An 11993-nucleotide genomic window follows, 5' to 3' on the forward strand; every position below is an offset into this window, starting at 1 on the left:
CCCGACCGACCGTACGTCACCCCGATGCGGGCGTGGCACGGTAGCTTTTCCCCCGTCGAACCTGAGGCGCCCCTTGCCGATCGGCTCCGGTAAATTACATCACGTCACATGCTGTCCCCTTTTTGGGGGTTTGCGTAGCCCCCTCTTCGTGATGTTGTTTACTGAGGCCGCTGGGAAGGCGAACCTCGTCCCCACACTGGAGGTCCCGGTGACGACACGTGGAGTCCTGTACGTACACTCCGCACCGCGTGCGCTCTGCCCGCACGTCGAATGGGCGGTCGCGGGCGTCCTCGGTGCGAGGGTCCAGCTCGACTGGATCCGCCAGCCGGCGTCCCCCGGGACCTGGAGAGCCGAATTCTCCTGGCAGGGGGAGACCGGCACCGCCTCCAAACTCGCCTCCGCCCTGCGCGGCTGGCAGATGCTCCGCTTCGAAGTCACCGCGGAGCCCTGCCCCACCGCCGAGGGCGAGCGCTACAGCGCCACCCCCGAGCTCGGCATCTTCCACGCCGTCACCGGCATCCACGGCGACATCCTGATCCCCGAGGACCGGCTGCGCGCCGCCCTGGCCCGCGCGGCCCAGGGCGAGACGGTCCTGGAGGCCGAGATCGCCAAGCTCCTCGGCAAGCCCTGGGACGACGAACTGGAACCCTTCCGCTACGCGGGCGAGGGCGCCCCGGTGCGCTGGCTCCACCAGGTCGTCTGACCTCCCGTCCCCACGACGCGCGGACCCACGGCGGCCTCGACGGCCGCCGCCCTGCTGTCGGGGGGCGCCGCCCACCACCGTGCGGCCGACCGGCCGTCGGGACATCCGCCCACCCCGGGGCGGCACGCCGAAGGCCCCTGCCGGGACGTCCCGGCAGGGGCCTTCGAAGCGTTGTCACCGACCGTGGACACGACCGGCGGACGGAGTCCGGCGCGGCGCGCCGGAGCCCGCGAGGCGCCCCGGCGCCGAGTGGCGCGCGGGCCGCGTCGGGAACTCAGACCGTGCGGAAGGCGAGGACCACGTTGTGGCCGCCGAATCCGAACGAGTTGTTGATCGCGGCGATCGTGCCCTGCGGCAGCTCGCGCGGCTCGCCGCGGACGATGTCGGCGTCGACCTCCGGGTCCAGGTCGTCGACGTTGATGGTCGGCGGGGCCAGACGGTTGTGCAGCGCCAGGACCGTCGCGACGGTCTCGATGCCGCCCGCGCCACCCAGGAGGTGGCCCGTCATGGACTTCGTCGCGGACACCGCGACGTGGTCCAGCTCGTCGCCCAGGATCTTGCGCAGCGCCTTGATCTCGGCGACGTCGCCCTGCGGCGTCGACGTGGCGTGGGCGTTGAGGTGGACGACCTCGGACGGCTTCAGGTCGGTCGCGTCGAGGAGGTTCTGCAGCGCCGCGGCGATGCCCCGGCCGGTCGGCTCGGGCTGCGCGATGTGGTGGCTGTCGGCCGACAGGCCCTGCCCCAGCACCTCGCAGTAGATCTTCGCGCCGCGCGCCTTCGCGTGCTCCTCGGACTCGATCACGATCACGCCCGCGCCCTCGCCCAGGACGAAGCCGTCACGGCCCTTGTCGTAGGGGCGTGAGGCCTTCTCGGGCTCGTCGTTGCTCTTGGACATCGCCATCATGTTGGCGAAGGCCGCGATCGGCAGCGGGTGGATCGCCGCCTCGGTGCCGCCCGCGACGACCACGTCGGCACGGCCGGTGCGGATCATCTCGACGGCGTAGCCGATCGCCTCGGCACCCGACGCGCACGCGGAGACGGGGGTGTGCACGCCCGCGCGGGCGTTCACCTCCAGGCCCACGTTGGCGGAGGGGCTGTTGGGCATCAGCATCGGCACGGTGTGCGGGGAGACCCGGCGGACGCCGGACTCCTTCAGCACGTCGTACTGGTCGAGCAGGGTGGTGACACCACCGATGCCGGAGGCGATGACGGAGCCGAGCCGCTCGGGCACGACCTTCTCGTCCTCGCCGGCCGGGCCGGTGTAGCCCGCGTCGGCCCACGCCTCACGGGCCGCGATCAGCGCGAACTGCGCCGAGCGGTCCAGCTTGCGGGCCAGCGGGCGGGGGAGCACCTCGCTCGGGTCCACCGCGGCGCGCGCCGCGATGCGTACGGGAAGCTCCGCGAAACGCTCGCCCTCCAGGGGCTGCACGCCGGAACGGCCCGCGAGGAGGCCTTCCCAGGTGGAAGCGGAGTCGCCACCCAGCGGAGTGGTTGCGCCGATACCGGTGACGACCACGGTGCGATTGGTCGAGCTCACAGGAAATCTTTCTCCATGTGTGTGATGGTCGGAAAACGGCGCCACCGCTGGGTGGCGGACCGGGTCAGCAGAGGCCGAATCAGGCCTGGTGCTTCAGGATGTACTCGGTCGCGTCGCCGACCGTCTTGAGGTTCTTGACGTCCTCGTCCGGGATCTTGACGTCGAAGCGCTCTTCGGCGGCCACGACGACCTCGACCATGGACAGGGAGTCGACGTCCAGGTCGTCGGTGAAGGACTTGTCGAGCTCGACGTCCTCGACCGGAATGCCGGCGATCTCGTTCACGATCTCGGCGAGACCCTTGACGATCTCTTCCTGGGTGGCGGCCATGCTGGCGCTCCTTCTTGTGTGTGCTGAGGTGACAAGCTTCCGGATGATCCGGAGTGCCTAGGGGAGAGTAACGACCGTCGCGGCGAAGACGAGACCCGCCCCGAAGCCGATGATGAGCGCCGTGTCGCCGCTCTTCGCCTTCCCGGTCGCCAGGAGCCGCTCCATCGCGAGCGGGATCGAGGCGGCCGAGGTGTTGCCGGTGGTCTCCACGTCACGGGCGACCGTGACGTGCTCCGGCAGCTTCAGCGTCTTCACCATCGAGTCGATGATCCGCATGTTGGCCTGGTGCGGGATGAAGACGTCCAGGTCGTCCGCCGAGATGCCGGCGGCGTCCAGGGCCTGCTGGGCGACCTTCGCCATCTCGAAGACGGCCCAGCGGAACACCGCCTGGCCCTCCTGCGTGATGGCCGGGAACTTGATCTCGCCCTGCTCGTTGAGGGGCAGCTTCGACACGTCGCCGACGTGGAACTCGTTCCACGGCACGGTCTGCTTGATCGTCTCGGACTTGTCGCCCTCCGAGCCCCAGACCGTGGGGCCGATGTGCGGCTCGTCCGAGGGGCCGACGACCACGGCGCCCGCGCCGTCGCCGAACAGGAAGGCCGTCGCGCGGTCCTCCAGATCCGTCAGGTCGCTGAGCCGCTCCACGCCGATGACGAGGACGTACTCGGCCGAACCCTCGACGATCATGCTCTTGGCGAGGGTGAGGCCGTAGCCGAAGCCCGCGCAGCCGGCGGAGATGTCGAACGCGGCCGGCTTGCCGGCGCCGACCTTGTCGGCGATCTCGGTGGCCACGGCCGGGGTCTGCTTGAAGTGCGACACCGTCGAGACGATGACCGCGCCGATCTGCTCGGGGTCGATGCCGGCGTCGGCGATCGCCTTGCCCGAGGCCTCCACCGACATCGCGGTGACGGTCTCCTCGGGGGACGCCCAGTGCCGGGTCGCGATGCCGGAGCGGGACCGGATCCACTCGTCGGACGAGTCGATCTTCTCCAGGATCACCTCGTTCGGCACCACGCGGGTCGGGCGGTAGCCGCCGACACCGATGATGCGGGCGTACGGGGCGCCCTTGCTGGGCTTGATCTTGGCCATGCTTCTCGACACTCCTTGTCAGGCCGTGGCGGTCGTCTCGGCGACGAGCGTGCGGGCCGCGTCGAGGTCGTCCGGGGTCTTCAGGGCCACGGTGCGCACGCCGGGCAGCGCGCGCTTGGCCAGGCCGGTCAGGGTGCCGCCGGGGCACACCTCGATCAGGCCGGTCGCGCCGAGCTCCTGGAAGGTCTCCATGCACAGGTCCCAGCGAACCGGGTTGGCGACCTGGCCGACGAGGCGGGAGATGACCTCCGCGCCGGTCGTCACGACCCGGCCGTCCTTGTTGGAGACGTACGCGGTGGCGGGGTCGGCCGGGGACAGCGCCTCGGCCGCCTCCTCCAGCTTCGCGACCGCCGGGGCCATGTGGTGCGTGTGGAACGCGCCCGCGACCTTCAGGGCCACGACGCGGCGGACACCCTCGGGCTTGTCCGCCTCCAGGGCGGCCAGCTGCTCCGCGGTGCCGGCGGCCACGATCTGGCCCGCGCCGTTCACGTTCGCCGGGGTGAGGCCCAGCTTCTCCAGGTGCGGGACGATCACGTCGGGTTCGCCGCCGAGCAGCGCCGACATGCCGGTCTGCGTGATCGCGGCGGCCTCGGCCATCGCGAGACCGCGGGTGCGCACGAGACGCAGCGCGGACTCGGCGTCGAGGACGCCCGCGAACGCGGCCGCGGTGATCTCGCCGACGCTGTGGCCGGCGACGGCGCCGGGGGCGACGTCACCGAGGCCGAACGCGGCGTCGGGCGCCACGTCACCGAGGGCGGCGGCGGACAGCAGGCCGGCCGCGACGAGCAGCGGCTGGGCCACGGCGGTGTCGCGGATCTCGTCCGCGTCCGCCTTCGTGCCGTAGTGGGCGAGGTCGAGCCCGATGGCGTCGGACCAGGCCGCGATGCGGTCGGCGGCACCGGGGAGTTCGAGCCAGGGGGTCAGGAAGCCGGGCGTCTGGGCGCCTTGGCCGGGAGCGACGAGTACGAGCACCCTCACACTCTCTCTTGGGGACGGTCCCGGACGCCCGTGAGGACAAGGACGAAGAACCGCCGGGGGAATTGTTGGCGTTCGACAAAAGTCTAGGACTGCGTCTCCGCGTCGGCCAAGCGCCCGAGGATCAGCGCGATCCGCAAGGTGAACGCCGAGCGGACATCAGAGGGTGACCAGCCGGTGACGTCGGTCACACGTCGAAGCCGGTAGCGCACGGTGTTGGGGTGCACGAAGAGCATGCGGGCCGCGCCCTCCAGGCTGCTCGCCTGCTCCAGATAGACGCTCAGCGTCTCCAGCAGGGCCGAGCCCGCTTCCTCCAGCGGTCTGTAGATCTCCTCCACCAGCTGCTCACGGGCCGAAGGGTCGGAGGCGATGGCCCGCTCCGGGAGGAGATCGTCCGCGAGAACCGGGCGCGGGGCGTCCTGCCACGCCGAGCAGGCCTTCAGTCCGGCCGCCGCGGCCTGCGCGGAGCGGGTCGCCGCGAGCAGGTCGGGCACGACGGGCCCGGCGACGACGGGCCCGGGCGCGTAGGGCCCGATCAGCGCCTTCGCGACGGCCAGCGGATTGTCGTTGCCGCCCGCGATGACGACGAGCCGGTCGCCGAGCACCCCGGTGAGCACCTGGAGCTTGGCGTGCCGGGCGGCCCGCCGGATCGCCTCGACCGTCAGCTCGCTGTCCCCGTCGGGCGCGGTGCCGAGCACGACGCACACGTTCTCGGGCGAGTTCCAGCCGAGGGCGGCGGCCCGGGACACGGCCCCCTCGTCGGCCTCCCCCGACAGCACCGCGTTGACCACGAGCGACTCCAGCCGGGCGTCCCAGGCGCCGCGGGCCTCGGCGGCCTGCGCGTACACCTGCGCGGTGGCGAAGGCGATCTCGCGCGCGTAGACGAGCAGCGCCTCGCGCAGCACGCTCTCGTCACCGGGCGCGGCGACCTCGTCGATCGCCGATTCCATGACCTCGATGGTCGTCCGCACCATCTCCACGGTCTGGCGCAGGGTGATCGCCCGGGTCAGCTCGCGGGGCGCCGTGCCGAAGACGTCCGTGGAGATCGCCTGTGGGGTCTCCGGGTGCCGGAACCACTCCGTGAACGCGGCGATACCGGCCTGCGCGACCAGGCCGATCCACGACCGGTTCTCGGGCGGCATCGCCCGGTACCACGGCAGCGTCTCGTCCATGCGTGCGATGGCGCTGGCGGCGAGGCGCCCCGAGGACTGTTCGAGGCGCTTCAGGGTCGCGGCATGCGGGTGAGCGGCGTTCACGGGTTCAGACACGGGGACAAGACTGCCTTATCGGGACGGCGCCGTGCGGGGGCGGGGCGCTTTCGCCGCCGACGCGGCGGCCGCCGCGGCTACCGTGATCCCGTGATACGCATCCAGCGCGCCGGAGAGCGCTACGCGGGCGGCGACCCCGGAACCGGGATCGACACCCGCCACGCCTTCTCCTTCGGCCGGTTCTACGACCCCGACAACCTCCGCTTCGGCGCGCTGCTCGCCTGCAACGAGGAGCGCCTGGCCCCCGGCGCCGGCTTCGACGAGCACCCGCACAGCCACACCGAGATCGTCACGTGGGTCGTCGAGGGCGAGCTCACCCACCGCGACTCGGCCGGCCACGCCACCGTCGTCCGCCCCGGCGACCTGCAGCACCTGAGCGCGGCGGCCGGCGTCCGCCACGTGGAACGCAACGACGGCGACGTGCCGCTGGTCTTCGTCCAGATGTGGCTGGCCCCGCTGGAGGCCGGCGGTGATCCCTCGTACGAGATCGTCCGCGGCATCGCCGACGCGACCCCGTACGCCCTCCCGGCGGCCGGCGCCATGCTCCACGTCCGCCGCCTGGAACCGGGCGAGCGCGCGGGCCTGCCGGACGCGGACACCCTCTACGTCCACGTGGTGCGCGGGACGGTCCGCCTGGCGGGCGAGGAGCTGGCGGCGGGGGACGCGGCACGGGTGGAGGGCGAGAAGGACCTGGCGCTGCTGGCGACGGGGGAGGCGGAGGTACTGGTGTGGGAGATGCGGGGCGCTTGACCCGCGCCCCCCCGCCCGGCTCCCTCGGTCCGCGGGCGGCCCGAGGGAACCTGCCCTGGTCCCACCAGAAGGACCACACCTGCCTGCCCAGGACGCGGCGGGACGCCTACGTGCGGAGGATCTCGTCCTCGCCCTGGACGATGGTGTCGGACGAGAAGGCGCAGCTATCAGCCGGGTCCGACATGCCGGTTCGCGGAGCCGCGGGTCAGCGCAGCGCGCTCTTCGCCTGCCAGGCGGTCCAGCTCAGGTTCCAGGCGCCGTAGCCGTTGCCCGGTGCCACGACGCCCTTGGTGTCCTCGCCCTTGATCTCGAAGGGGTCGCCGGGGCGGACCAGGGCGTAGAAGGCGGAGGCCTGTTCGGTGCTCATGCCGATGCAGCCGGAACTCTTGTTGGCGCGGCCGAAGTAGGCCGCGTTCCAGGGGGCGGCGTGGGCGTACATGCCCGACCAGGTCAGGCGCATCGAGTAGTCGACGTCCTTGTTGTAGGCGTCGCCGAGGCCGACCGTCTCGGAGTTCATGTTGATCGTGCCCTCCTTCGCCATGAGGACGGCCGTGCCGCGCCACGAGCGTTTGTCGCCGCCGGGGGTGCCGCCGGAGACGGGGATCGTGCGGACCGTGCGGCCGTCGCGGAGGAGGGTGAGCTTCTTGGCGTCCAGGTCGACCTTGATCACCTGGGCCTGGTCGGAGACGGTGAAGCCGGTGCGGTAGTCGCGGACGAACCAGCCGCCGCCCGAGTCCGTGCCGTTCAGGGTCGCGTCCAGGGTGACCTTGGTGCCGGGCTTCCAGTAGTCCTTCGGGCGCCAGTCGACCCGGTCCTTGCCCGAGTAGTCCGTCAGCCAGCCCCATGAGCCCTCCGTGTTGTTGGAGGTCGTGACCTTCAACTGGCGCTCCACGTCCGCCTTGTTCTTCACCGGGCGGTCGAAGACGATCGACAGGGGCTGGGCGATGCCCACGGTGGTGTTCTTGCCGGGGGCCAGAGTGAGCTTGTTGACCTTGTCGGCTTCCGGCGTGGAGAACGTGGACTTCGACGTCGTCTCCTTGCCGCCGGCCGTACGGGAGGTCACCTCCACCGTGTACTTCGTGCCGGGCGCGGCCTTGCGGTCCGAGATCCAGGAGACGCCGTTCGCGGCCGTACGGCCCACCAGCGACGTGCCGTCCGCGTCCACCACCTTCACCTGGGCCAGGGTCCCGCCGCTCGCCGTCACGGTCACCTGCTTGCCCGCCGCCGGGGGCACCACGGTCACCTTCGCCGGGGCGTCGTCCTTCCCGGCGGCCTTCGGTCCGGCCGGCTCGTTCGCCGTCGCCGCCGAACAGGCGGTGAGCGCCACCGCCGTGAGGAGGAACAGGGGTATGCGTATGCGGGCGACAGGCAGCACGGGACGGACCTCCGCGGAAGCGTGGAAGGGGAAGAGGAAGAGTGGGATGTTCCGGACTCTAGGTGGCCGCCGGCCGCCCGCGCCGCCTCCCGGGCCCATGTGACGGACCCTGCAGAGAAACGGTCATCGTCCGGTCACATTCCTCGCGCGGAGCGGTCAAGACCGGCTGTGAGCCTGCTGTGCGCCCCACCACCGACGGGGCGGAACAAGGAGGCTCCCGTTGTGTCAGCGCTGCTCGTGACGGCCGCACCCACCGACCGCCGCGCCCCGGCCGGCCCGTTGTGGCTCGGACCCGTCACGCCCGAGGCGTACCGCGCGTTCCTCGCCGCCCGCTCCACCGGCCCCGACGGGCCCAGCTTCCTCCAACTTCCGGCGTGGGCCGAGGTGAAGGAGGGCTGGACCCATCAACTCGTCGGCTGGGGAGGCCGCCCCGGGGAGCTCGACGGCGTCGCCCTCGTCCTGCTGCGGGCCTTCCCCGGCACCCGCAAGTACCTCGCCTACCTCCCCGAGGGGCCGGTCGCCGACTGGGCCGACCCCGACATCGACGGCTGGCTCGAACCGCTGCTCAGGCATCTGCGGGGGCTCGGCGCCTTCGCGGTCCGCATCGGGCCCGGGCCCGCCTACCGGCGCTGGTCCGCCGCCACGCTCAAGGCGCACACCGGACCCGGCCGGCGCCTCTCCGACGTCCTCGCCAGCGAGGTCGACCCGCTGGGCTCCGCCGTCGCCGAGCGGCTGCGCGCACGGGGATGGCGGAAGTGCGGCGGCGACAGCGAGGACGGCGCCGACGCCCAGCCACGGCACGTCTACCAGGTGCCGCTCACCGGGCGCACGATGGACGACCTGTGGTCGGGCCTCAACCAGGAGTGGCGGCGCAACATACGCAAGGCCCGGAAGTCGGGCGTCGAGGTCGTCGTCGGCTCGGCCGCCGACCTGCCCGACTTCTACCGGCTGCTGCGGATCACCGAGGAGCGCGACGGCTTCCGGCTGGGGCGCTCGCTCGCCTACTACGAGCGCCAGTACGCCGTTCTCAACGCCGAGCACGCAGGCCGCATGAAGCTCTACCTCGCCCGGCACGAGGGGGAGGTGCTGGCCGCCCACACGATGATCACGGTCGGCCGGCGCGTCTGGTACCAGACCGGCGCCTCGGCCGACCACCGCCGCGAGGTCCGGCCCTCCAACGCCCTGCAGTGGCGCATGATGCTCGACGCGCACGCCGTCGGCGCCGACGTCTACGACCTGCGCGGGGTACCCTCCACCCTCGATCCGGACGACCGCGCCCACGGCCTGCTTCGATGGAAGCTCGGCACCGGCGGGCAGGTCGTCGAGACCCTGGGGGAGTGGGAGATTCCGTTGCCCGGCACGACCAACCACACGCTGTACCGCGCCTTCCAGGCGTACCTGGCCCGTCGATGACGGCCACCGCCACCGAGGGCAGGGCCGCGGCGCCGTCCGTCCTGCGCAGCGGCGCCCTCATGGCCGCCGGTTCGCTCGTCTCGCGCGCCACCGGCTTCGTCCGCTCCGCCGTCGTCGCCGCGGCCATCGGCACCGGGCTCGTCGCCGACGGCTACGCGGTCGGCAACTCCGTTCCCACGATCGTGTACATGCTGCTGCTCGGCGGCGCCCTCAACGCCGTCTTCGTGCCCGAACTGGTGAAGGCGTCCAAGGAACACGAGGACGGCGGCGTCGCCTACACCGACCGGCTGCTCACCGTCTGCGTGCTCGCCCTCACGGCGCTCACCGCCGTCGCCGTGCTCGCGGCCCCGGCGATCGTCGACGGCTACACCGACTACACCGGCGCGCAGCGGGACATGACGATCGCCTTCGCCCGCTCCTGCCTGCCGCAGATCTTCTTCCTCGGGCTCTTCACCCTGCTCGGGCAGGTGCTCAACGCCCGCGGCCGGTTCGGCGCGATGATGTGGACCCCGGTCCTCAACAACGTCGTCGCGATCGCGGTGTTCGGGCTCTTCCTGGCGGTCTCCGACGGGGGCCGGCTCACCTCCGGCGAGACCGCGCTCCTCGGCTGGGGCACGACCGCCGGCATCGCCCTCCAGGCCCTCGCCCTGCTGCCCTCCCTGCGGGCGGCCGGCTTCCGCTGGCGGCCCCGCTTCGACTGGCGCGGCAGCGGACTCACCGCGCCCCTGCGGGCGGCCGGCTGGCTGGTGCTGCTCGTCCTCACCAACCAGGCCGCCTACTGGGTCACGACGAAGGTCGCCACGGCGGCCGGCCAGCGAGCCGAGGGCGCGGGGCTCAGCGCGTACAACAACGCCTACCAGCTGTGGATGGTCCCGCACGGCATCATCACCGTCGCCCTCGTCACCGCCCTCATGCCCCGGATGAGCGGTGCCGCCGCCGAGGGGGACCTCGCGGGCGTGCGCCGCGACGTCGGCTACGCCCAGCGCACCAGCGCGGCGGCCGTCGTCCCCGCCGCCTGCGCCCTGTTCGCGCTCGCGGTGCCGGTGATGGGCACGGTCTACCAGTACGGCCGCACCGACGCGGACGCCGTACGGTCGATGGCCTGGATCCTGATGGCGCTCGCGCCCGGACTCGTCGCCCTGTCCGGCCAGTACGTGTGCACGCGCGCCTTCTACGCGATGCGCGACACCCGTACCCCGTTCCTCCTCAACCTCCTCATCGCCGGCCTCAACGCCCTGCTCGCCGTCTGCTCCTACGCCTTCCTGCCGGCCCGGTGGGCCGTGGCGGGGATGGCCGCGGGCTACTCGCTCGCGCTGTGGGCCGGCTGGGGGCTGACGGCGTACGTGCTGGGGCGGCGCCTGAAGGGGATCGCCGGGGCCGCCGGGACCGCCGGAGCCGCGGGGACCGCCGGGGCCGCGGGGACCGCCGGGGCCGCGGGGATCGCCGGGGCCGCCGGGGCCGCCGGGACCGCCGAGGCCGACGGACCCGCGGCGGGGGCCGCCGCCGACGGTGTCGTCGCACCGCTGTCGCGGCTGCTCGTCGCCGCCGTGCCCGCCGCCGGGCTCGGCCTGCTCGCCGCCGACGCGACGGCCGCGGCCGGCTCCGTGGCCTCCGGCCTGGCCGGCGCGGCCGTGATCCTCACCGTCTTCGCCCTGCTCGCCCGCCCCCTGCGACTCACCGAGGTCCAGGCGCTGTTCTCGGGCGCCACCGGCCGGGCCCGCCGCCTCGTCCGCCGCGGCGGCTGACCGACCCGCTCCCGCCGAACCCGGTTCCACCGACCCCGTCCCCGCCCGGGGACCCGCCCCCGCCGACCTCGTCCCCGCCGGGCCCCCTCCCCGGCGGGGACCTCCTACGACCCTGGGATACTCCACAGATGCCACGCGTGCTGCTGATCGAAGACGACCCCTCGGTCCGCGAAGGCGTCGAGCTCGGGCTCCGGCGCCGCGGTCACGAGGTGCGGACCGCCGCCACCGGGGAGGCGGGACTCGCCGCGCTCGGCGAGTTCCGGCCCGACCTGCTGCTGCTCGACCTCATGCTGCCCGGAATGAACGGCGTCCAGGTCTGCCGCCGCGTCCGCGAGACCAGCCAGCTGCCGATCATCATGCTCACCGCCCGCGGCGACGACTTCGACGTGGTCATCGGCCTGGAGGCCGGCGCCGACGACTACATCGTCAAGCCCGCCCGTACGGAGGTCATCGAGGCCCGCATCCGCGCCGTGCTCCGCCGCATCGAGGAGCCGGGCGGCGGCCGGCCGGCCGTCGAGTTCCACGGGGAGCTGGCCGTCGACCGGGCCGGGCTCACCGTCGCGAAGAACGGCGAGCGGGTCGCCCTCGCCCCCTCCGAGCTCAAACTGCTGCTGCACCTCACCGCCGCGCCCGAGCAGGTGTTCAGCCGTCAGCAACTCCTCGAACACGTCTGGGAGCACAGCTTCCACGGCGACGCCCGGCTCGTCGACGCCTGCGTCCGCCGGCTCCGCACCAAGATCGAGGACCCCGGCGAGCCCCGCTACATCCAGACCCTGCGCGGCTTCGGCTACCGCTTCGGTCCGCTGTGAA

The 11993-nt window shown here is 72.7% G+C and carries 11 protein-coding genes; 5 read left to right on the plus strand and 6 right to left on the minus strand.

The window, feature by feature from the left end; genetic code table 11:
- Positions 1 to 208 precede the first annotated feature (208 nt).
- Positions 209 to 703, plus strand: a complete 495-nt coding sequence (locus AB0M16_RS13140) for a DUF3145 domain-containing protein (RefSeq protein ID WP_365342018.1) — start codon at positions 209 to 211, stop codon at positions 701 to 703.
- Positions 704 to 977: 274 nt separating this feature from the next.
- Here the strand turns inward: AB0M16_RS13140 and fabF are convergent, their stop codons facing one another.
- From fabF to fasR, 5 genes are all read right to left on the minus strand, one after another.
- Positions 978 to 2240, minus strand: a complete 1263-nt coding sequence (fabF, locus tag AB0M16_RS13145; protein ID WP_365342020.1) for a beta-ketoacyl-ACP synthase II — start codon at positions 2238 to 2240, stop codon at positions 978 to 980.
- Positions 2241 to 2319: 79 nt separating this feature from the next.
- Positions 2320 to 2568, minus strand: coding sequence for an acyl carrier protein (locus AB0M16_RS13150; protein ID WP_365342022.1), 249 nt, complete (start codon positions 2566 to 2568; stop codon positions 2320 to 2322).
- 57 nt (positions 2569 to 2625) lie between these two features.
- Positions 2626 to 3657: a ketoacyl-ACP synthase III gene (locus AB0M16_RS13155; protein WP_365342024.1), complete on the minus strand. Its 1032-nt coding sequence runs from the start codon at positions 3655 to 3657 to the stop codon at positions 2626 to 2628.
- Positions 3658 to 3675: 18 nt separating this feature from the next.
- On the minus strand, positions 3676 to 4629 hold the full coding sequence (locus AB0M16_RS13160; RefSeq protein ID WP_365342026.1) for an ACP S-malonyltransferase: 954 nt from the start codon (positions 4627 to 4629) through the stop codon (positions 3676 to 3678).
- A gap of 89 nt (positions 4630 to 4718) precedes the next feature.
- Positions 4719 to 5900, minus strand: a complete 1182-nt coding sequence (gene fasR, locus AB0M16_RS13165; RefSeq protein ID WP_365342028.1) for a fatty acid biosynthesis transcriptional regulator FasR — start codon at positions 5898 to 5900, stop codon at positions 4719 to 4721.
- A 90-nt stretch (positions 5901 to 5990) separates the two neighbouring features.
- On the opposite strand from fasR, the gene AB0M16_RS13170 reads away from it, so the two are divergent.
- Positions 5991 to 6650, plus strand: a complete 660-nt coding sequence (locus tag AB0M16_RS13170; protein WP_365342030.1) for a pirin family protein — start codon at positions 5991 to 5993, stop codon at positions 6648 to 6650.
- Positions 6651 to 6855: 205 nt separating this feature from the next.
- Here the strand turns inward: AB0M16_RS13170 and AB0M16_RS13175 are convergent, their stop codons facing one another.
- Positions 6856 to 8025: an Ig-like domain-containing protein gene (locus AB0M16_RS13175; protein ID WP_365342032.1), complete on the minus strand. Its 1170-nt coding sequence runs from the start codon at positions 8023 to 8025 to the stop codon at positions 6856 to 6858.
- A gap of 279 nt (positions 8026 to 8304) precedes the next feature.
- Here AB0M16_RS13175 and AB0M16_RS13180 point away from each other — a divergent pair, with 279 nt between their 5' ends.
- The 3 genes from AB0M16_RS13180 (at position 8305) to AB0M16_RS13190 (ending at position 11992) form a co-directional block, all read left to right on the plus strand.
- Complete coding sequence (locus AB0M16_RS13180; protein WP_365342345.1) at positions 8305 to 9438, plus strand: peptidoglycan bridge formation glycyltransferase FemA/FemB family protein; 1134 nt, start codon at positions 8305 to 8307, stop codon at positions 9436 to 9438.
- Entirely contained in the window at positions 9435 to 11183 is a 1749-nt protein-coding gene (gene murJ, locus AB0M16_RS13185; protein ID WP_365342034.1) for a murein biosynthesis integral membrane protein MurJ, read from the plus strand. The genes AB0M16_RS13180 and murJ overlap by 4 nt, the downstream gene beginning before the upstream one ends.
- A 128-nt stretch (positions 11184 to 11311) precedes the next feature.
- Positions 11312 to 11992 (plus strand): response regulator transcription factor, encoded by a 681-nt coding sequence (locus tag AB0M16_RS13190; RefSeq protein ID WP_365342036.1) that lies wholly within the window; start codon positions 11312 to 11314, stop codon positions 11990 to 11992.
- Position 11993 lies beyond the last annotated feature (1 nt).

Origin of the sequence: Streptomyces sp. NPDC051921 (assembly GCF_040680975.1) — a bacterium.
Lineage (GTDB): Bacteria > Actinomycetota > Actinomycetes > Streptomycetales > Streptomycetaceae > Streptomyces.